This window comes from Rhizobium sp. M10 (assembly GCF_002531955.1).
GTDB classification, from domain to species: domain Bacteria; phylum Pseudomonadota; class Alphaproteobacteria; order Rhizobiales; family Rhizobiaceae; genus Rhizobium; species Rhizobium etli_C.
In genome coordinates this window covers 1-20,954 of record NZ_NWTA01000026.1, presented here as the reverse complement: position 1 = coordinate 20,954, position 20,954 = coordinate 1, and the positions used below count along the sequence as shown (strand labels likewise).

At 60.7% G+C, this 20,954-nt stretch carries 20 protein-coding genes; 1 reads left to right on the top strand and 19 read right to left on the bottom strand.

Annotation, left to right across the window (positions count from 1 at the left end):
• Nucleotides 1-2 precede the first annotated feature (2 nt).
• The 13 genes from CO671_RS28200 to CO671_RS28140 all read right to left on the bottom strand — a co-directional run bounded on the left by CO671_RS28200 (nucleotide 3) and on the right by CO671_RS28140 (nucleotide 13,760).
• A complete protein-coding gene (locus tag CO671_RS28200; protein ID WP_097608716.1) occupies nucleotides 3-1,016 on the bottom strand; it encodes a GlxA family transcriptional regulator in 1,014 nt (337 codons plus the stop codon).
• 25 nt (nucleotides 1,017-1,041) lie between these two features.
• Complete coding sequence (locus tag CO671_RS28195) at nucleotides 1,042-2,040, bottom strand: 4-hydroxyproline epimerase (RefSeq protein WP_097608715.1); 999 nt, start codon at nucleotides 2,038-2,040, stop codon at nucleotides 1,042-1,044.
• A 16-nt stretch (nucleotides 2,041-2,056) separates the two neighbouring features.
• Nucleotides 2,057-2,908 (bottom strand): ABC transporter permease subunit, encoded by an 852-nt coding sequence (locus CO671_RS28190; RefSeq protein ID WP_010031828.1) that lies wholly within the window; start codon nucleotides 2,906-2,908, stop codon nucleotides 2,057-2,059.
• Nucleotides 2,905-3,753, bottom strand: a complete 849-nt coding sequence (locus CO671_RS28185; RefSeq protein ID WP_097608714.1) for an ABC transporter permease subunit — start codon at nucleotides 3,751-3,753, stop codon at nucleotides 2,905-2,907. The genes CO671_RS28190 and CO671_RS28185 overlap by 4 nt, the downstream gene beginning before the upstream one ends.
• 21 nt (nucleotides 3,754-3,774) lie before the next feature.
• Nucleotides 3,775-4,866, bottom strand: a complete 1,092-nt coding sequence (locus tag CO671_RS28180; protein WP_097608713.1) for a glycine betaine/L-proline ABC transporter ATP-binding protein — start codon at nucleotides 4,864-4,866, stop codon at nucleotides 3,775-3,777.
• An 83-nt stretch (nucleotides 4,867-4,949) separates the two neighbouring features.
• Entirely contained in the window at nucleotides 4,950-5,801 is an 852-nt protein-coding gene (locus CO671_RS28175) for a glycine betaine ABC transporter substrate-binding protein (RefSeq protein WP_097608712.1), read from the bottom strand.
• A gap of 78 nt (nucleotides 5,802-5,879) precedes the next feature.
• A complete protein-coding gene (locus CO671_RS28170; RefSeq protein WP_097608711.1) occupies nucleotides 5,880-7,226 on the bottom strand; it encodes an FAD-binding oxidoreductase in 1,347 nt (448 codons plus the stop codon).
• On the bottom strand, nucleotides 7,223-8,740 hold the full coding sequence (locus tag CO671_RS28165) for an aldehyde dehydrogenase (protein ID WP_097608710.1): 1,518 nt from the start codon (nucleotides 8,738-8,740) through the stop codon (nucleotides 7,223-7,225). Before CO671_RS28165 ends, CO671_RS28170 begins: the two co-directional genes overlap by 4 nt.
• Nucleotides 8,733-9,644, bottom strand: a complete 912-nt coding sequence (locus CO671_RS28160) for a dihydrodipicolinate synthase family protein (RefSeq protein WP_097608709.1) — start codon at nucleotides 9,642-9,644, stop codon at nucleotides 8,733-8,735. Before CO671_RS28160 ends, CO671_RS28165 begins: the two co-directional genes overlap by 8 nt.
• Nucleotides 9,641-10,357 carry a GntR family transcriptional regulator gene (locus CO671_RS28155; protein ID WP_088936132.1) on the bottom strand — a complete coding sequence of 239 codons (717 nt, stop codon included), beginning with the start codon at nucleotides 10,355-10,357 and terminating at the stop codon, nucleotides 9,641-9,643. The genes CO671_RS28160 and CO671_RS28155 overlap by 4 nt, the downstream gene beginning before the upstream one ends.
• Before the next feature lie 362 nt (nucleotides 10,358-10,719).
• Nucleotides 10,720-11,754, bottom strand: a complete 1,035-nt coding sequence (locus tag CO671_RS28150; protein ID WP_097608708.1) for an L-idonate 5-dehydrogenase — start codon at nucleotides 11,752-11,754, stop codon at nucleotides 10,720-10,722.
• 27 nt (nucleotides 11,755-11,781) lie between these two features.
• A complete protein-coding gene (locus tag CO671_RS28145) occupies nucleotides 11,782-12,546 on the bottom strand; it encodes an SDR family oxidoreductase (RefSeq protein WP_097608707.1) in 765 nt (254 codons plus the stop codon).
• Nucleotides 12,547-12,560: 14 nt separating this feature from the next.
• The gene (locus CO671_RS28140; RefSeq protein WP_097608706.1) at nucleotides 12,561-13,760 is read right to left on the bottom strand and encodes a mandelate racemase/muconate lactonizing enzyme family protein; all 1,200 of its coding nucleotides are present in this window, start codon (nucleotides 13,758-13,760) and stop codon (nucleotides 12,561-12,563) included.
• 149 nt (nucleotides 13,761-13,909) lie between these two features.
• Here CO671_RS28140 and CO671_RS28135 point away from each other — a divergent pair, with 149 nt between their 5' ends.
• Nucleotides 13,910-14,653, top strand: coding sequence for a GntR family transcriptional regulator (locus CO671_RS28135; protein WP_097608705.1), 744 nt, complete (start codon nucleotides 13,910-13,912; stop codon nucleotides 14,651-14,653).
• A gap of 26 nt (nucleotides 14,654-14,679) precedes the next feature.
• On the opposite strand, the gene CO671_RS28130 is transcribed toward CO671_RS28135, so the two are convergent.
• The 6 genes from CO671_RS28130 to fghA all read right to left on the bottom strand — a co-directional run bounded on the left by CO671_RS28130 (nucleotide 14,680) and on the right by fghA (nucleotide 20,866).
• On the bottom strand, nucleotides 14,680-15,828 hold the full coding sequence (locus CO671_RS28130) for an ABC transporter ATP-binding protein (RefSeq protein ID WP_097608704.1): 1,149 nt from the start codon (nucleotides 15,826-15,828) through the stop codon (nucleotides 14,680-14,682).
• 13 nt (nucleotides 15,829-15,841) lie between these two features.
• Nucleotides 15,842-16,672, bottom strand: a complete 831-nt coding sequence (locus tag CO671_RS28125; RefSeq protein WP_097608703.1) for a carbohydrate ABC transporter permease — start codon at nucleotides 16,670-16,672, stop codon at nucleotides 15,842-15,844.
• The gene (locus CO671_RS28120; protein ID WP_097608702.1) at nucleotides 16,672-17,589 is read right to left on the bottom strand and encodes a sugar ABC transporter permease; all 918 of its coding nucleotides are present in this window, start codon (nucleotides 17,587-17,589) and stop codon (nucleotides 16,672-16,674) included. Before CO671_RS28120 ends, CO671_RS28125 begins: the two co-directional genes overlap by 1 nt.
• Before the next feature lie 73 nt (nucleotides 17,590-17,662).
• A complete protein-coding gene (locus CO671_RS28115) occupies nucleotides 17,663-18,868 on the bottom strand; it encodes a sugar ABC transporter substrate-binding protein (protein WP_245425043.1) in 1,206 nt (401 codons plus the stop codon).
• 531 nt (nucleotides 18,869-19,399) lie between these two features.
• On the bottom strand, nucleotides 19,400-19,972 hold the full coding sequence (gene gfa / locus CO671_RS28110; RefSeq protein ID WP_097608700.1) for an S-(hydroxymethyl)glutathione synthase: 573 nt from the start codon (nucleotides 19,970-19,972) through the stop codon (nucleotides 19,400-19,402).
• Between the two features lie 57 nt (nucleotides 19,973-20,029).
• Entirely contained in the window at nucleotides 20,030-20,866 is an 837-nt protein-coding gene (fghA, locus tag CO671_RS28105; protein ID WP_097608699.1) for an S-formylglutathione hydrolase, read from the bottom strand.
• Nucleotides 20,867-20,954 lie beyond the last annotated feature (88 nt).

The window sequence follows — 20,954 nt, the reverse complement described above, 5'->3', positions numbered from 1 at the left end:
CTTCAGTGCGCTCTCAAGGTCGCCGCGCGATGCTGCGAGGGCGTCTGCCCGAATGTGCGCTTGAACGTTCTGGTGAACTGCGAGGCGTTTTCAAAGCCGACGTCCAGCGCGATCTCGATCAGCGGCGCCTTCGACTGCGCCAGGATCGATTTTGCCCGCTCCATGCGAACGCGGTTGTAGGCCTTGGCAGGCGACATGCCCGTCTTTTCGATGAAGATCCGCTCCAGCTGCCGCCTTGAGAGCCCGACCATGGCGGCAAGCTTCTCGATCGGCATGCTGCCGTCGACGAACTGCTCCATGGTAATCATCGCCGCCTTGACGCGGGCGTCGTCATAGTCGTCATAGAGCGGACGCCGCGGCTGAACATCCGATGGCGTTCGGGCCTTCTCGATCTGAAGCACTTCAAGCGCGTTTCGTTCGGCATCGCGGCTGATGTATTTCCTCACCAGCAATGCCGCCATGTCGGCAGCGCTACTGCCCCCGGCGCAGGATCCGCGCTGCCGATCGAGATTGAAGAGCCGGTCGGAACGGACGGCCAGCTCCGGAAAGCGCTCCCGAAACTCCTTGTAATGCAGCCAGCTGACGCAGGATTCGTGCCGTTTCATCAGACCCGCCGCCGCCAGGATGAACGAACCGGTGCACACGCCGATCAGCGGCACTTTCTTCGCATCGGCCTGCCGCAGGAAGGTGATTGTCTGCTGGTCGACCGGATTTTCGACTGTCAGCAGGCCGCCGACGACCACGATATAATCGAACCTTGACGGGTCGACGAAATCCGAGGTCGGCGCCACCTGGACGCCGCAGCTGGAGGTGATCAGATGCCGCGTGCTGCCGATCACCTGCCAGTCGGCAAGCACCCTTCCGGAACGATCCTGTTCGTCGCTGGCAAGCCTGAGCGTATCCACGAACAAGGCGAAGGCCGACAGCGTGAAGGACCGCGACAGAACGAACCCCACCTTCAATCGGGCCGGCTGCTTTGCGCCATCGTCTACAAATCGATGCTGCTCAGATCGCATGTTCATCTCCTGCCCCTTCGAACGCTCATCGAATTTGAAAACCGTGCGCCAGCGGATCGCGATCGTCGACGAAAATAGTGTTGTGCCCGATCACCCGCGCCCAGCCTCCGATACTCGGAAGAATGCCGGCATAGGGTCCGATTTTCGCCTCGGCTTCGACCCTGCCCTCGAAAATGGTTCCGATCAGGCTCTCGTGGCGGTATGTCGAACCGACGGCAAGTCGGCCCTTTCCGTAAAGCTGCGCCATGCGCGCGGAAGTGCCGGTGCCGCCAGGCGACCGGTCGATCGCCTTTTCTCCATAGAAGACGGCGCAGCGCCCGTCCGAGACGTCGTTCACCGGGCGGTCGCACCAGATCGCGTGATGCACGCCGCGAATCCTCGGATCATCGGGATGAACGGGATCGCAGACATGCGCAAGCGCTGCCCTCAGCCTTTGGCTGCATCCGACGATGTCGGAGGCGCTCATGCCGTCGAGCCCGCTCCAGTTCTCCTGCGGCTCGACGACCGCGTAATAGTTGCCGCCGTAGGAGATATCGACACGCAGCCGGCCCATATCAGGTACATCGACCTCGACATCCGCCTGGTGGAGATAGCTCGCCACATTGTGGAGACGAACGGAATCGACATATCCGCCCTTCTCCTCATAGGTGACGTCGACCCTGCCGGCCGGCGTTTCGATGGCGACCCTTCCGGCTTCACGCGGCTTGACCAGGCCCTCTTCGATCGCGGCGGTGACGGTGCCGATCGTGCCGGCGCCGCACATCGGCAGACAGCCGCTCACCTCGATGAAAAGAACGGCGAAATCACAATCTTCCCGATAGGCCGGATAGATGATCGAGCCCGACATAATGTCATGCCCCCTCGGCTCGAACATCAGCGCCTTGCGGACCCAGTCGTGGTCGCGGACAAAGATTTCCCGGCGCTCGCCCATCGGCAAATGCGGAAGCAGTGGACCGCCGCCGGCGACGAGACGGACCGGGTTGCCGCAGGTATGGGCATCGATGCAGAAGAAGCTGTTTCTCATCTTTTCATATCCCGGCTCACTGCGCCTTCGCCGGTTGGCCGCGGTCGAACAGGCCGCGGGTCAACCGGTCGAGCAGCAGAGCGACGGCGACGATCGCCAGGCCTGCTCTGAGGCCGAGCCCCATTTCCATGCGCGTGAGGCCGCGCGTCACTTCCGCGCCGAGACCGCCTGCGCCGACAAGCCCGGCGAGCACGACCATCGCGAGCGACAGCAGGATGCACTGGTTGAGCCCGACCAGCAGCGTCTGCTTGGCAAGCGGCATCTCGATCTTCCACAGGATCGAGCGGGGCGGTGCGCCGATGGCGCTGCCAAGCTCGATGAACACCTTCGGCACCTGGTTGAAGGCAAGCGTCGTCAGGCGCAGCATCGGCGGAATGCCATAGACGATGGTGGCGATGATCGCCGGCACGCGTCCAAGGCTGAAGATCATCACCGCGGGAATGAGGTAGACCCATGGCGGCACGGTCTGCATGACGTCGAGCACCGGGCGAACCGCCGCCTCCAATGTCTTGTAGCGCGAGCAGAGCACGCCGATCGGAAAGGCGATGAGAACGGAGATCACGACGGCGACGGTGACCAGAGCAAGCGTCTGCATCGACGCCGTCCACAGTCCGACAAGCAGGCAGAAGCCGAGGCAGAGGCCGGCGAGGACGGCGGCGCGCAGGCTGACGGCAAAGAATGCCAGCACGACGACGATCACGATCAGAGCATAAGGCGGCACGAAGAGAAGTGCGGCCTCGATGGCGGACAGCACCGTTTCGACCACGTAGCTGATGGCTGCAAACAGCGGATGAAAGTTGGTGTTGAGCCAATCGACGACCGGGGCCAGGAAAGCGCCGGGCGAAAACTGCAAGTCCGAAAGATTCATGACTTCCTCCCCGTTCCCAAGCGAGCGGCGCTCTGCGTTATTCGGTCAATCACCATGGTCAATATCACGATCGCGATCGCCGCATTGATCGAGGTCGCGATATCGAGCGTCCTGATCGCGCCGTAGATCGTTTCTCCGAGCCCGCCCGAACCGACGATACCGGCGATGACGACCATGCCGAAGGCCATCATCAGACTCTGGTTGATGCCCGCCATGATGCTGGGCAGTGCAAAGGGAAGGCGGATCTTGAAGAACATCTTTGCCGGCGTCATCCCCAGCGCCTCGCCAAGTTCGATGAACTCCTTGGGTGTCATGCGGATACCAAGCGAGGTCAGGCGGACTGCCGGCGGCACGGCGACGATCACGGTCGCGATCAATGCCGTCGCCGGTCCATAGCCGAGCAGGGCGATCGCCGGCAGCAGGTAGATGTATGGCGGAAGCGTCTGGATGAGATCGAGACCCGGCTCCATGAAGCGATCAAGAGCGGTAAAGAAGCCCGCCGCGATGCCGATCGGAATGCCGATCGCCAAGGCGATCGCGGTGGCAGTCAGGACCAGCGCCAGGGTGCTCATCGTCTCCGGCCAGAGCCCCATCGAAAAGCAAAGCGCCAGCGCGACGCCGCTGAGCGCCGCGAACCAGACATTGACCAGCCGCCAGCCGATCAGTGCCACGATGATCGCGACCACGTAGAACGGCGGAAGCTCGAGGAGCCAGAGAATCCCGCCATAGAGGCTCTCGAGCACCTGCCTGATATAGTCGAAGAGGAATTCGCCGTTGTCGCTCACCCATTCGAGCGCGGAGTCCGTCCATTCGTCGAACAGATCGGTGAAGACTGAAGTATCCATGTCGATCAGCTCCGGTTGGGGTCACGCCGCCGTCAGATCGTGGGCGGAAGTTCCTTTGACGCCCATCAGCAGGCTGCGCGGCGTGACGACGCCGACGACCTGATCCTTGTCGACGACGGCGATGGCGTCGCGGTCCGACTGCATCGTCAAGGAGATGAGCTCGTCGATATCGGCGTCCGGCGTCGTACGCGCCAGCGACGAGATGTCGGAATTCGGCGCACTCTGCTGGAATTCGGCGACGCTGCGCATGACCGAATGCGCCTTGATCAGATGCAGGCGGGATATGCCGGCGACGAATTCGGCGACATAGGCATCGGCCGGGTTGAGGATAATCTCCTCGGCCGTGCCGGTCTGGATGATGACACCGTCCTTCATGATCGCGATGCGGTCGCCGATGCGGATCGCCTCATCGAGATCATGGGTGATGAAGACGGCGGACTTGCCAAGCGCTTTGGTCAGCTGGCGGAATTCGTCCTGAAGCTGGCGCCGGATCAGCGGGTCGAGCGCGCTGAACGGCTCGTCCATGAGAATGATCTCGGGGTCGGCAGCGAGCGCGCGCGCAAGTCCGACGCGCTGCTGCATGCCGCCGGAAAGCTCGCTGGGATATCGGCTCAGCCAGTCGGCGAGGCCGACCTTTTCGAGCGCGGCGGCGGCGATCTTGTTTCGTTCGGTTTTGGCGATGCCCTGGACTTCGAGGCCGAAGGCCGCATTTTCCAAGACGGTGCGGTGCGGCAACAAGGCGACGCTTTGAAACACCATGCCTATATTCTTGGCGCGCATCTGTCTCAGATCGACCGGCGACAGGCTGGCGAGGTCGCGTCCCTTGACCATGACCTTGCCGGAGCTCGGCGTGATCAGCTTGTTGAGAAGGCGGATGAGCGTCGATTTTCCGCTTCCCGACAGTCCCATGATGCAGAAGATTTCGCCGCGCCGCACCTGGATGCTCGCATCGGAAACGCCGACGACGCAGTTGAATTCCTTCAGAACCTCTTTCTTGCCGAGGCCGCGCTCCTTGATCGACTTCATCGCCGCAGCGGACTTGCCGCCGAAGACTTTCCAGAGCGATTGGCAGTCGATCAGGACATCATTGGCATCGATATTGGCGGTTTTCATAGCGATCCCCTTTGAGCCAATGGCGCTGGCTTCTTCGTTAGGTTTCAAGGTGGCCGCCCGCGGGGCGGACGGCCACGAGACGCTTAGTTCTTCTTGATGTTTTCCCAGCGCTTGATCAGGTCGGCATGGGCGCCGATCCAGTCCTGCACGGCCTGGTCCATCGTCTTGCCATCCTTGACGGCGCCGTTGATGGCAGTGATGTCGGCGATCGGCACGTAGACGCTGGCCATGACTTCGCGAGCATGCGGATATTCTTCCGAGAAGCCTTTATGGCCGATCCAGTAGTAGCTCTGCGGCGGCGGGAAGACGCCCTTCGGATCCTTGAGGTACTTGACCTCGTACTTCTGGACCATCCACGACGGCTCCCAGATCGTGACCGCAATCCATTCCTGGCGGTCGTAGGCAGACTTCAGCGCCGCCGTCATCGCAGCCGTGCTGCCTTCGACGAGCTGGAGCTTGACGCCATATTCCTTGACCGCATTCGAGGTGTCGCGCATCAGGCCGGCGCCCGGTTCGATGCCGATGATCTTGCCGCCGAACTTGTCGGCGTTTTCATTGAGCTGTTCGAGCGAATCGATCGGAACATATTTCGGAACGGCCACGCCCTGATAAAGGCCGTGCGAAACCGGAGAAATCTTCTCGAGGCGGTTCTTGTTTTTGTCCCAATAGTCCTGAGCAACGTAATCGGTCTGCGAGGTCAGAGCCTGGATGTCTCCCTTGGCAAGAGCGGCATAGGCAATGCCCCATTCGGAAAATTCGGTGACCTTCACGGTATAGCCGGCGTCTTCCAGAACCTTCTTGGTGATGCCGGTGATCGGCGTCAGGTCTTCCCATGCCATCGTGCCCAGATTGATGGTCTTTTCCTCAGCACGGGCAGGCAGGATGCTCATCCCGATCACCGCAGCGGCGCAGAGAGCCTTCCACAAAGTTTTCATTGTTGTTACTCCTGGTTTTCGTTCCCATTCTCATCGAAGCCTGCGGGCGGCAGTCTTCCTATTGCGTGAGCCGAGGGATCATCCCTCGCGGCCCGCACGCAATTCCTGAAAGCGGATCACCGAGTTGATGCCGAGCCAGGCGATGGGCTCAGGCGGCAGTCTCGTCGGTTCCGGCTGGTTTTTGAATTTGTCGAGCTCCGGGCTGCCCACTCCTGTCGCAAGATCTGCCGCCATCATCCCGGCAAGCGTGCTCTTGACGGTGCCGAGACCGTTTTCGCAGCAGGCGGAGAAAAGTCCTTCCTCGACCTCGCCGAACGCCGGCACATGGTTTCGGCTGAGGCAGAGCGCGCCCGCCCAGCTGTATTCCATCGGCAGGCGCTCCAGCCCGGGGAAACGGGCATCGAACGACCGGCGCTGTTCGGCGGCGATGCCGGCGACCCGCTTCTCCGACACTTTGAGGCTCGGGTCGTAGGTGAACCTCGTCCGGACGACGATCCTGGAAAGCCCATCTTTGGTGATCTTGCGCACCGTTGCGCCCATGGGGTCGGCCGGCAGCAGCGCCCAACGATCGACGCCGGTGACATCGCCGCCAAATTCGTTCTGGGAAAAGGCCGATGTCATCGACGCATAGGTGAAGATGTGCATCAGCCGGCCCCGGAAGTGGCCGAAGCTCTGAATATGGCCGTTTACCCCCAGAATGACCTTGGGTGCAGAAACGGAACCACGGGCCGTCTTTGCCTTCCAGGTCCGGCCTTCACGGGCAAGCTCCAGGACCGGCGAGTGCTCGTGGATGATCACCTTGGAGGAAATCCCGCGTGCCAGGCCGCGAATATAGTCGGCCGGCTGGATCATCACCGCGCCCGGCGTATAGAGTCCGCCGAGATAATAACGCGAGCCGGTCATCTCCCGCATCTGAGCGGCATCGAGAACACGATGTTCCTCGCCGATCTTTTCGAGCGACTTGCGGTAATTGTCGTTCAGTCCCATCCCCCGCTCGGAGGCCGCGGCATTCACCTTGCCCGCCGGATCGAAGGTCTCGCGCGACAGGCCATATTCGGCCGCGGCATCGGCGGCGAAGGAGATCGCCAGACGGTTCTGACGGATCTCGTCTTTCGTCGCCGCTTCGTCGGCCACCGAATACTCGCCCGAAGACAGGTTGTGCGGCACGTCGATCATGAAGCCGGAATTCCGCCCGGCCGGCCCCTCGGCAAGTTCACGCGCATCCAGGACGACGATCTTGTCTTCAGGCCGCGATTGCGAGAGACGGCGGGCTGCCGACAGGCCGGCAAATCCGCCGCCGATGATCAGCCAGTCCGCCGTAATGTCGTGCTCAAGCGCCGCTACGGGAAAGGTGCGTTCGCTGGTCGCCTCCCATCCCGAAACGCCGGTGTCGGTCGGCAGGTGCTTGATCACATGGCGGCTCATCGGATCGTCTCGTCGACCGACCGTTCGGATATGTCGATCCAGATGGTCTTGAGTTCGCAATAGTTGTCGTGGGCGAAGACCGACTTGTCGCGGCCGCCGAAGCCGGACTCCTTGTAGCCGCCGAACGGCGTGGTGGCATCACCCTCGCCGAAGCAGTTGACCGTGATCAGGCCGGCCCGGATATCGCGGGTCAGCCGGATCGCATTGCGCAGGCTGCCCGTATAGACGGATGCGGTCAGGCCGTAATTGGTGTCGTTGGCCAGAGCGGTTGCCTCGGCGAGCGTGTTGAACGTCGTGACCGACAGGATCGGCCCGAAGATCTCCTCCTGGAAGAGACGGCTGGCCGGCGTTACGCCCTCGACTAGCGTCGGCTCGATGAAGATGCCATTATAGGTTTCGCCGCCCTGGGTGACGGACAGCTTCTCCGTCTTGGCATCGTCGAGGAAGGATTTGACCTTCTCGAAGTGCGACTTGCTGACGAGCGCGCCGATACGGTTTTCCGGATCGAGCGGATCGCCCGTCTTCCACTCGCGCATATAGGCGCCGATGCGCTTCATCAGTTCGTCCTTGACCTTGGCATGGACGATGAGGCGCGAGGTGGCCGAGCAATTCTCGCCCATGTTCCAGAAGGCGCCGTTGACGACCTGCTCGGCGACGAGATCGAGATCCTCGGCATCGTCGAGAACGACGGCGGGGTTCTTGCCGCCGCATTCGAGCACGACCTTCTTGAGGTTCGAGTCCGCCGCATAGCGCAGGAAGCGGCGGCCGGTCGGCGTCGAGCCGGTAAAGGCCACCATATCGACATCCATGTGCAGGCCGATCGGCTCGCCGACTTCGCGGCCGGAACCGGTGACGACGTTGAAGACACCGGCCGGAATGCCGGCTTCAAGGGCGAGTTCGGCGACACGCAGCGTCGTGAGCGTCGTTTCCTGCGCCGGCTTGACGACGACCGAGCAGCCGGCGGCAAGCGCCGGGCCGATCTTCCAGGCCAGCATCAGCAGCGGGAAATTCCACGGCAGCACGCAGCCGACGACGCCGATCGGCTCACGCACGATCATCGTCAGCGCGTTCGCGCCGACAGGAGCGGTGTTGTCGTAGAGCTTGTCGATCAGTTCCGCATGCCAGCGCAGCGTATGGATGGTATCGGGAACGTCGACGGTCTGGCATTCGCGGACCGGTTTGCCGCTGTCGAGGCTTTCCATGACGGCGAGTTCGTGCCGGTTGCGCTCCAGGAGCTTGGCAAGCTTCAGAAGCACTTCCTTGCGCTCGCCCGGCGAACGAAGCCGCCAGCGCCCGTCGTCAAATGCCTCTTTCGCTTTCTCAACGGCGAAATCGACGTCACTGGAATCGCAGGCTGCGATTTCGGCCAGGACCTCGCCGGTGGCGGGATTGGTCGAGGTGAAGGTCTTGCCGGAATTTGCCGGACGGAATGCGCCATCGATGAAGGCATTCGTCGGAAGCTGGAGGCCGGCGGCAATCGCCTTGTATTCGGCGGCGGTCAAGGGTTCATGCATGATTGGCTCCCGACGTGATCTGGGCGACCGTGCGCTTCAATGTGGCGACGACGGTCTCAAGGGTTCTTTTCTCTTCGGAGTTCAGTCCGCGCAGCGGCGCCCGCACCGGGCCGGCGTTGAGGCCGATGACCTCGCAGCCGTGCTTGATCGACTGGACGAACTTGCCGCATTCGAGGAAGTCCATCAGCGGCAGCATCGCGCTCATGATCGCCCGGCCCTTGTCGAAGTTCTTCTCAAGGACGCAGGCCTCGTAGAGTGCGACATGCTCGCGCGGCAGGAAGTTGGAGCCGGCGCAGACCCAGCTCTTCGCACCCCAGGCGAAGAATTCGAGGGCCTGGTCGTCCCAGCCGCAGGACAGGGCGATGTGCGGAAACTTCCGGGCGAGCCGATGAAGATTGCCCATGTCGCCGGAGCTTTCCTTGATGGCGATCACGTTCTTCGACTTGCCGACGCGGGAGAAATACTCCTCGCCCATCACCACGCCCATGCGGGCCGGATAGTTGTAGAGCATGATCGGCAGGTTGGCGGCGCGATCGACCGTCAGCGCATGGACCGCGTTCTCGCGTTCGGTCGGCAGGGCGTAAGGCGGCGACGACACCAGGATCGCATCCGCGCCGATTTCCTTCGCCGCCTTGGCGTATTCGACCGAATCTTCGGTGCGCGTGGCGCCGGTGCCGATGATCAGCGGCAGCCGCGTGCCGATGACGTTCTTCGCATAGGCCGCGAGTTCGTAACGTTCCTGGCTGCTCTGGGCGTAATATTCGCCCGTCGAGCCGCCGACGATGATGCCGTGGACGCCCGCCTCGATCAGCGACTCGAGCACGGCGGCAAATCCGGTCCGGTCGATCTGACCATTCTTGTCGAGCGGCGTCACCGCCGGCGTATAGATCCCCTCAAACTTCACGACGACTTCTCCAATACTTGCGTGGCCGGACCGCCGAGGAAGGCGTCCGCTTTCAGGCCTTGCGGAGCGATGAACATCTCCATGTTCTCGCGGGACAATTCCCAGTGTTCGAAAACGAGATCGACGACGGCATTCTCGTCATGTGCGCCGAGCGCTGCGATGAAGCCGTCATGGTGGTCGACCGCCACCTGCAGCCGCCGTTTCATGTCCTCGTTCCTCGGCCGGAAGAACGTGTGACCGATGCGCGCGTGATCGATCAGCAGCCGGCCAAGGCTCGGCTGCAGATAGACGTTGCCCGACATCTCGCCGAAGATCTCGTGAAAGCGATTGTTCTCAAGAACCATCGCCAAGGCGTCCATGTTCTTGCTGGCAGCACGGAACCGCTCCTGCGTCTGCTTCAGGTCCGCCAGTTGAGCCGGCTTGAAGTTCTGCACCGCGAGACGGCCGATCGCCGCATAGATCATCGGTGCGACGAGAAAGAAATTGCGGAGCGTGGAGTGGTTCATCGGGATGACCCGCGCACCCCTGTTCTCGCGGATGTCGATATAACCCTCGCCGGCAAGGCGACGGAAGATATCGCGCACCGGCGTCCGGGAAAGCCCATACCGCTCGCTCAAACTGGCCTCGTCCAGATCAGCGTCCGGATCCAGTTCCATCGTCAGAATCTGGCGTTTCAGGTCGTCGTAGAGATTGCTCTTCGGTGTCTTCGCCATCGTCGATCTCCGGCCATTTGTTGCTCTACGCCCTGAAGATGGCATGCATCCCTGGAGGAGTCAATAATTGTGTACTTTGCGTACACAATTATTATTCCCAGGATACACAATGGCCGATGCCCGTGTGACAGCGATATCGTCCGACATCAAGACGTCGCCCAAAGATGGATGCGCTCCGGCTCGGAGCGAAATCTTCCATTGAAATGAGAGGTCAAACCGTCCTGCGACGTCAGTAACGGATGGCCGCCCGACCTAAGCGTCAGCCCGCAGGAATGGAGCATCCCGGTTTTCGCATAACCGTGGACGCTGCTTTTAAATCATGAATTCGGATTTAAGAACGACCCGCTTAGAGCCGTCCTGCTTTAGGAAAACGAGAGCTGCACCTTCATGGCAGAACTTCTGTCATTGGCATTCTCGAATGCCCTGCGGGCATCTTCGAAAGGAGTAATCGCAGTAATCAATGGCTTCACATTCATCCTGCCGCTATTCAGCAGATCGACCGCAAGCGCAAAATCTGCATCGAACCGGAACGAGCCCAACAGTTGGATTTCGCGTGTGATCAGCGCATTGATCGGGATGGCGAATTCTCCACCCAGGCCGAGCTGTACGACGACACCGCGAGGGCGAATGGCCGGCAGCGCCTGCTGCAGGGCCAATGGATTGCCGGATGCTTCGAAATGGACGTCGAAATAGCCTTTGCCTGCAGCATAATCAGGCATGGCATCCGGCTCGGTCTTCAGGTTGATCGTCCGGGTGGCGCCACATTGGCCGGCAATCTGCAGAGGGAAGTCGTGCAGATCGGTAATGACGATTTCGCGCGCACCGCCGAGACGCGCGCAAATCGCCGTCAGGACGCCGATGGGGCCGGAACCGGTGATCAGAACCTTCTTGCCGAGAAGAGGCCCGGCTATCCTGGCCGCATGCAGGCAGACCGCAAGAGGTTCTGCCATCGCGGCTTCGCCAAAGGTAACCGCGTCCACGATCGGGAACATCTGTTCGCAGCGCATCGTGAGGCTTTGCCTGAAGCCGCCCTGATCGTGCGGCATGCGCATGGCGCTTCCAATGAAATGCATGTCGATGCAATGGTTCTGCATGCCGGCCGCGCAGTATTCGCAGCGTCTGCAGGGCCGGCTGGGGTTGACGGCGACCCTTGTGCCGACAGAAAGGCCGGTCACACCCTCTCCCACTTCTGCCACGATGCCGGCCACCTCATGGCCAAGCGTCATCGGTTCGCGGATGCGGATCGTCGCCGTGCCGCCGTGATTGTAGTAGTGAAGGTCGGAACCGCAGATGCCGCCCGCCATGATGGAGACGCGAACCTCGCCAGGACCAGGTGTGCGGACCTCCACAGGCTCAATCCTCAGATCTTTCGGAGCGTGAATGACGACGCCTTGCATGGTTTCGATCCTATGTGCCAATGGAAATCAGAGAACGGAGATCATGCCGCCGTCGACATAAATGATCTGCCCGTTGACGTAATCGGATGCGGAGGAAGCGAGGAAGACCGCCGTGCCTCCGAGTTCGTCGGGGCGGCCCCAGCGTCGCGCGGGCGTGCGACCCTTGACCCAGGCATCGAACTTCGGGTCGTTGATCAGCGCCTCGTTCATGTCGGTGATCATATAGCCCGGGCCGATGGCATTGGCTTGAATGCCGCGTTCCGCCCACTCGGCGGCCATCGCCTTGGTCAGCATCTTGATGCCGCCCTTGGCCACCGTATACGGGGCCACGGTGGCGCGCGCGAGTTCGCTCGTCAGCGAACCGATATTGATGATCTTTCCGTGCCCGCGTGCCGCCATCCGCCTCGCAGCTTCGCGACCGATCATGAAAGCGCTTGTCAGATTGGTATCGATCACACGGCGCCAGTCGGCTGTCTCCAAGTCCAGCATCGGCTTACGGAATTGAATCCCCGCATTGTTTACGAGGATATCGACCTCGATCCCGGCCTCGTCCAAACGAGAGAAAGCACCGAGAACAGAAGCCTCATCGGTCACGTCAAAGGCGGCGCCCAGAACCTCATAACCTCTGCCGCGCATTTCTTTCAATGCGTCGTCCAGGCGCCCGGCATCGATGCCGTTGAGAATGATCCGCGCGCCGGCATTACCGAGCGCAGATGCAATGGCATTGCCCAACCCGCGCGACGAGCCGGTGACCAACGCCGTTTTGCCATTGAGGTCGAACAGTTTGCTCATAGTTTCAGCCTATCTCAAAGTTCAGACGCGCGAACGCTCAGATCGGAGCGCTCGAAGACCTGGGGCAGCAACTCCGTGCCGAGCCCCGGTCCTTCCATCGGCAAGACATAGCCGTTCTCGATCTTAGGAACCTCGGTGACAAGTTCCTTGTACCAGCCGGTATAGAAGGCCCGAACCGATTCCTGGATCAAAGTGTTCGGCTGCGAAAACGATGAATGGACGGCGGCGACATAGGCGACGGGACCCGTACAATCGTGCGGCGCATAGGGACGATGATAGGTGTCCGCAAGGGAGGCAATCTTGCGTCCCTCGGTCAGTCCGCCCGTCCAGACGAGATCGGTCATCACGACACCGATGGCGCCGGCTTCGAGCATGTCCTTGTAGGGAAAACGCGAGCCCAAGGTTTCCGATGCGCAGATCGGCACCCTCGTCGAAGCGGCAAGTTCGGACAGAGCCGATACCGAATTCATGCGAATGGGATCTTCATACCATGTGGGGTCGAAGGCTTCGAGTTCGTGCGCGATCTTCTTGATGGTCGGCAGGTTCCACAGGCTATGGAATTCTACCATGATGCTCATTTTGTCGCCGACACGCTTGCGGATCGCCTCGAACGGCATCATCGCGGTGCGCAATTGCTCCGCCGTGATGAAGCGACCGTCATTCTCGATGGCCGGAGGATCGAACGGCCATATCTTCATGGCCGAGATCCCTTGTTCGAGCAGGCTTTCGGCCAGCGCGCCAGCGTCGGTCATGAAGCCCTTCAGGTCTTCATACGGACCTTCGGCGTCGCGGAAATTCCACGTATCGACCGGCTTGATCTTGTTGGAGCGGACATATCCATAGCCTGCGCAAGTGTTGTAGACCGGAATGCGATCATGACACAGACCGCCCAGCATCTGATGGACCGGCTGGCCGCATACTTTTCCGAATATATCCCACAGCGCGAGATCGAGAGCCGACGCTGCGCGATATTCCGCACCCGTCGACGCCTGCGCCATCGGCAGGTTGACGAGCTCGCGCGAGTGCGCTTCGATCCGCAAGGGATCGCGGCCGATGAGGCGACCGGCCAGTACGTCGTGAATATGGGCTTCGACAGATCCGGCTCCGTAAAAGGTCTCGCCCAGGCCAACGATGCCGGCGTCGGTTTCGACATGGACCCAGAGAACATTGGCGAATTCTTCCAATCGGAAGGTGCGGATGGCGGTGATCTTCATTTTGCCTCGTGCAGAAGAGTTATGAACGATGGGCAACCGGCCGATGCCGAATGCCCGATCGCTGGAGGTTTGAAAAATGTCGTGATATATCGTGAGATAAATAAAGGCGGCGATGCGCCAGCCGCCGAGATCGGAGCCGAAACATAGCCATGACGACCGAAGACGACACCGATGCCAACACCGCCGGCCCGCGCCGCAGCCAGTCGAACCTGATGGAAATTGCCTATGAACGGCTGGAACAACTGATCATCAAATGCGAATTGAAACCGGGCTCTTTCCTGTCCATCCAGGACTTGCAACGAATGACGGGCTACAGCCGCACGCCGATCTATCAGGCGGTGAACCGCCTTGCGACCGACACGCTGGTGATGATCCATCCGCGCCACGGCGTGAAGATTGCGCCGATCGATCTGGCGAGAGAACGGATGCTTTTGCGATTGAGGCGAGATCTCGAACGCTTCGTCCTGACGCTTGTGGCCGAACGTTCCAACAGCACCCATCGAACGCAGATGCTGCATGTCACGCGAGCCCTGCGCGACCGGCGCGAGACGATGACCATCGACGAGTTCAACGTCTTCGACCGGCGCATCGACAAGCTCATCCTCGTGGCGGCCGGCGAACCCTTCCTCGAGCACACGCTGCGACCGCTTCATACGATCTTCCGCAGGATCGGCTGGATTCATCATCTCCATATCGGACATGAGCAGAGCCTTCTGCGCACCATCGACTGTCACTTGGATGTACTGGATGCCATCGCTTCCCGTCACGTTGAGCGGGCAATCGAGGCTTCGGACCAGCTCATCTCTTTCGTCGAGGACATGTTCGGCGAGATCGAACGACAGATCGATCCTTCGGCGCTCGACTGCAGCATCGAGCCGCTGTTTTCGCGCTGACGGAGTTATCGTGCGGCGGGCGATCATCATTGTATCCGCTTGCCCGTCGCGGCCGAAAACAAAACTGCCTGCGAACTGTCGATTAGGAGATAGACGTCCCGCCCGAGTTGGAGGTCGCAGTAGCCGGGCAAGGTGACCATGACCGCATCCATGTCGCCATCGTCGTTGTGCGCGGTCCTCCCTTCGTCGAGCCGGACCGCCACGACGGATTCGGCGCCGATATGCTCGACCATTGCGACCGTCCCCTTCAATGCGCCGCTTGCCGGCACGGTCGTCAGCGAAATAGCATTCGGGCGAATGCCGAGAAGCGCGTCCGAAGCTGCGGCTGCGCTGGAAAGATCGACCGGGATGGCGACGGAGCCAATCTTGATTCCGCGTCCCTCCAGCTTGCCGGCGATGAGGTTCATCGGCGGCGTGCCGATGAACCGGGCGACGTAGGTATTGGCCGGATCGGTATAAATCTCGCGCGCCGTGCCGAATTGCTGGATAATCCCGTCCCGCATGAGCGCGATCTTCGTGCCCATCGTCATCGCCTCAACCTGATCATGCGTCACATAGACAAAAGTGCCGCCGATCTCCTTGTGCAGGCGTGAGATTTCCGAGCGCATCGAGGTGCGCAGCTTGGCGTCGAGATTCGATAAGGGCTCGTCCATGAGGAAGACTTCCGGCTCGCGCACCATGGCGCGTCCGAGGGCGACACGCTGGCGCTGTCCCCCCGAAAGCGTCCGGGGAAAACGGTCGAGCATTTCCGTTAGCGCCAAGATGCGCGCGGTCTTTTCGACTTTTTCCACGACACGCGGCGAAGTTTCGATCCTGCGCTTGGCGAGTCCACCTAAGAGAGGCAAGTGATGCCACCAGCGGAACTCCTGCATGAGCAGGGGGAAGGACATATTTCGGCGGACGGAAAGATGGGGGTAGAGCGCATAGGACTGGAAAACAAAAGCAATGTCGCGTTCTCCCGGAGGAAGCTGATCGACGCGGTTGCCGCCGATCTTGATCTCGCCGCCGGAGATGCTTTCGAGCCCGGCCAGCATGCGCAGCAATGTCGATTTTCCGCAACCGGACGGTCCGAGAAGAACAAGGAAATCGCCCTTCTCGATGGAGACGTTGATGTCGCGGATAACTTCCTTGACGCCGAAACGCTTCGAAATGTTGTTGAATTCAATAGCAGACATATCGGTTTTCCCATCAACCTTTGACGCTGCCCGCCGTCATTCCGGCGACGACGTAGCGTTGGGCAAAGAGGTAGAAGACGACCGCCGGCAACGTGTAGATGACACCGACCGCCATGACGGAGTGGATAGGCGTGGAAAGTTCGCCGACGAAGCTCGCGAGCCCGACGGAGGCCGTCCGCAGGCTCTCGCTGCTGACGAGGGTCTGGGCGAACACGTATTCGTTCCATCCGTGGAAGAAGGAGATAACCGCTGCAGCCGCCAGCGTCGGTGCGATCAGGGGAACGACGATTCCCAGAACGATGTCGAACCGCGAACATCCGTCCACACGTGCCGCTTCCTCGATTTCGATTGGAATGCTGTCGATCGCCCCCTTGATGATCCAGGTAATGACTGGAACGACGAAGGCCGTATTCGCGAGCACTAGACCAAGGATGCTGTCGAGCAGGTTCAGGTCGCCGAAGATCGAATAAAGCGGCACGACCAGCATCGCTTCCGGCAGCATCTGGGTCGCAAACAATGCGAAGCCGAGAACGGCAAGACCGGCAAAGCGGAAGCGCGACAAAGCATAGGCCGGCAGCACCGCGAGCAGAATGCTCAATATCGTCGTTCCCGCAGCAACGAGAAAGCTGTTGCGCAGCCACCTGGCGACCGGGATGGTGCTGAAAACCTCGAGGTAAATGCCGATCTGCGACCAGTTCGGCCACACGCGCGGCGCGTCCGCAAACAATTCCGAAGACGGTGTCATCGAGGTGACGAACATCCAATAGATAGGAAAGGCGGCGAGCCCGAGCATCATCAGAACGGCGATGAGGCGGAAGTGTTGCGCATTGCGGAGAGCGTTCATCAGCGCCGCCCCTCTGCTTGTTCGGTCATCTGGGTGACCTTGAAGTAAATCACGGTGATCAGCAGGGCGATCGACAGGCCGATCATCCCCATGGCAGCGGCGCTGCCAAGATCGCGATAGACGAAACCTTGCCTGTAAAGCTCGATCACAAGCGTATTGGTCGCTCCGATCGGGCCTCCCTGGGTCATCAGCCAAATCAGGTCGAAGCGGCGCAGCGACCAGATGGTGACGAAAAGCGTCAGCATCAGAACGGTTGGCTGGATCGTCGGCCAGACGGCCGTCTTGAAGATATTGAAGCGGTCAGCTCCATCGATGACCGCGGCTTCTTTCAATTCATGCGGTACACCCTGCAGCGCGGCAAGAATGACCACCGAAGAGAAGGGGAAAATCTGCCACACCGTCGTCAGCAGAATAGCCGGCAGCGCCAGCTTCGGATCGTCCAGCCAGTTCTCGCCGCTGAGCGGCAGGCCGAGAGCCTCGAGGATATGATTGAAGATGCCGTATTGCGAATTGAAGATCCAGGTGAACACCAGCGCAACGGCAACCGAAGGAGCGGCCCACGGCACGGTAATCAGCGCGCGGGCGACACCGCGCCCGACGAAGGGCGAGTCCAGCAGCAGCGCCGAGCCAAGGCCGATACCGATGGCGAACACCACACAGGCCACCGTATAGATCGCCGTGATCCACAAAACCTTCCAGAGTTCGCCGTCCTCGATCAGGAAGGCGTAATTGTCCGCCCCGACAAAAGGACTGACGCCGGGAGTAAGCAGGTCCGTGGCGGTAAAGCTCAGGTAGAACTGCTGAATCAGCGGATAGAACTGAAACAGAAGCAGGTAGACACCGACCGGTGCCGCAAACAGGTAAGGTGTCCACCGGCTGCCATCGAGCCTGGGCCTGGCGAGATTTGCGCGTTTCATCAAACATTCCCCGATCGGTACATGGTCCGATAGTCGGAGGCTTCACCGGCGTTCGGGAAGCCTCCCGATTCCGCTAGCGCAGCACCCGGCGCTCGACGAGTTTTTGAGCTCGATCCATCGCTTCCTTCGGATCGGCGTTTTCCTGAAGGACCTTCAATACCTCCTCGAGCACGATCTGCTGGATTTCCGGCGTCTTACCTTCCTGTCCGATCACGAGTTGAGGCAGCGCGTTCTCCATCTGGCCTTCATAAACTTTCAGCCACGGCTGCTTAGCGAGTTCCTCGGGTGACATGTCGAGCTTCGTGCCGACGCCGGTGCCCATGGCGGCCTGCAGGGACTTTTGGTTTTCGGGCGCATAAGCCCACTTGATGAAGGCGCCGGCGGCATCCTTGTGCTTGGTATTGGCATTGACCACCAGCGCCGTCATGATGAGACCCTGCGCCTTGTCCGGGAACGGCGATGGCGCGGCTGCGAAAGGCAGCTGCGGCGCGTTCTGGTGGAAGATCGCCGCCACACCGCCATTGTCGACGTTCATGGCAATCTTGCCCTCCCAAAACATCCGGCGGTAGGTGGCCGCGTCGGCGCCACGCGGCGTGACGCCGGCATCGTAGACCTGCTTATAAGCCGTCACACCCCGAATAACGTCCGGGCTGTTGAGCGTCAGCTTGCCGTCCTTATCGCTCCAGCGCCCACCGAAGCCGAAAACATAGTTGCAGAGATCCTGCCAGAAGCCTGCACGCTCCGCCATCGTGGCGCGATAGGCGTAACCGAATTTGCCGTCCTTGGTCTGGGCCTTGGTTGCAGCCAGGAAGCTGTCGAAATCCGTCGGCGGCGAAGGCACGATGTCTTTGTTGTAAAGCAGCGCATATCCCGTTGTGTCGAACAGCAGGCCGTACCGAACCCCCTTCACCTTCATGAACCTGTCCGGCCCAAGGAAGTCGTAGCTCTTATCATCGACGAGACCGTCAAGCGGCAGCAGCCTTCCGGACGGAATGGCAGCAAAAAAGTCCGTCTGATCGAACCGTACGAGATCCGGACCGCCGCCGCCGCCCATCTGGGTGAATACGGTATTGGCAAGGCTCGAGAATGGGATCGCAATCGGCTCGACCTCTACCTCGGCCTGGCTTTCATTGAACCGCTGTATCCAGGCCTTGACCCGGTCGCCTCGCCCCGCTTCGGCAAACGCCGCCGCCGCGAATGTGATCTTGTCCTTCGCAAAAGCCGGTGCGGATAGCGGAAGCAAACTCAGCGAAATGGCTGCGGCCGCTAGATATTTCATTGAACTCTTCATCGATCGGTCCTCCCTGATATCGATCGGCGCCCTTCTCCAACGCCGATAATAGATCGTAGAATGTCGTGATATTTCACAAAAGTCAACGAGGAAGGAGTTGGTCGGCAATCGCCGACGGACGCTGGCAGCGGCCTTGGTGAATTTCATCGGAGAAGAACAATGGAGAGATAACGCGAGCCGGGAGGCTGATACCGAATACCGAAACGCGTGAGAGACTTTCAAACGATATTGCGGTCAGTTTGCTTTAGAACGGAATTCAGATTTCAGGGCAGCCCGGCCTAAGACCATTGTTGTTCTAACAGACCGGCGACAGCCTCGAAATGCTGATGAAAGGGGTAGGCTCGGCGCGGGCAGACTGTCGAAGCTCACGTCAGCGCGTTCGAGCCCGGAAATTATCCAGTTCATCGAGCCGCAGGGAATGTGCGGGAGGCAACGAACAGCAGTGCGGCCACGGGAATATTTTGCCATCCCGGTGGCGGCAGGTTTGTCGGGGGCGCCGGGGTCGGCGCCCCCGGTCAATCACGAAGCCAGAACGCCGCTCTTCTTGGCGGTCCAGGTGGCGATATAGTCCATCAGGCCGGGGTTGAGACAATCGTACGGCTCGATACCGGATGCCTTCAACTGCGCTCTGACGGCGTCCATCTTCGAAGGATCGAAGCCGCTTTCGATGATCGACGAGACGAAGGCGGCAAAGCCGGGCTTGGCCCAACCGCTCTCCTGGAAGCGCTCCGGATGGACGAACGACAGTCCCTGGAACGGATGTTCGCGCTCGACCGGCCCGTACATATGCACGCCGCATTGCTTGCAGGCGTGCCGCTGGATCAAGGCAGCGGGATCGACGACGGCGAGCTTGTCGCCGTTCTCCAGCACCTCGACGCTCTCGGTCGGGGCGACCGCCACGACCGAAAAGACCGCTCCCTCGGGCTTCCAGCACTTGGTGCAGCCGCAGGCGTGATTGTGGGCAATATCGCCCTTGATCCTGACCTTGACGGGATTGCTCGTGCATTTGCACACGAGCGTCCCGCCTGTGAAAGCAGCGTCCGTCGCTCGAAAGCCTGAATCCACTGCCGGATGAATGGCTATGCTGCTCATTGCTTTTCTCCCTTCCTCCCTGGCCGTTTGCGTTATGCCCGGCCGAGCTCGCTAAAATCAGTTCTCCAACCTCTGCGCGTGCCAGCGCAGATGATCGTCCATGAACGTCGAAATGAAAAAGTAGGAGTGGCCGTAGCCTTCCTGCATGCGCAGCCTGAGGGGAATACCCGCCGCCTCGCAAGCCTGCCGGAGCTCGTCGGGACGCAGCCCGTCCTCCAGGAAGCTGTCCGCCGTCCCCTGGTCGACGAAGAGCTCGGGGAAGCGATGCCCGTCTTCGATCAGCGAGCAGGTGTCATAGGCCCGCCAGGTGTTTTCATCGGCGCCGAGATATTTCCGCAGCGCCGGTTTCGACCAGCCGGACACCGAGGGGTGGCTGATCGGCGCGAAGGCCGAGCAGCTGCGGAACCGGTCGGGGTTCTTAAGCGCGATGGTGATCGCGCCATGTCCGCCCATCGAATGGCCGAAGATCCCCTGGCGATCCATGTCGACGGGGAATTCCGCAGCAAGCAGGCGCGGTAGCTCGTCGGTGATGTAGCTGTACATGCGATAATTCGCCAAAAACGGCGGCTCGGTGGCATCGACATAAAAGCCGGCGCCCTTGCCGAACTGCCAATTGTCGGGCTCGTCAGGAACGTGATCGCCGCGGGGGCTGGTATCCGGGCAGACGACGATCAGCCCGAGTTCGGCGGCAAGCCGCCGATACTCGCCCTTGTCCATGACATTGGCATGCGTGCAGGTCAGGCCGGACAGGTACCACAGAACCGGGCGCTTGCCCTCGGCCGCCTGCGGCGGCACGAACACTGCAAAAGTCATGTCGCAGTCACAGGCCTCGGAGCGATTGACATAGACGCCCTGAGTGCCGCCGTAAGACTTGTCGATCGAGATGGTTTTCATGGCTTAGTAGACCACCACGCCGCGGATGCTTTCACCCTTGTGCATCATCTCGAAGCCCTTGTTGATGTCTTCGAGCGGCATCGTGTGG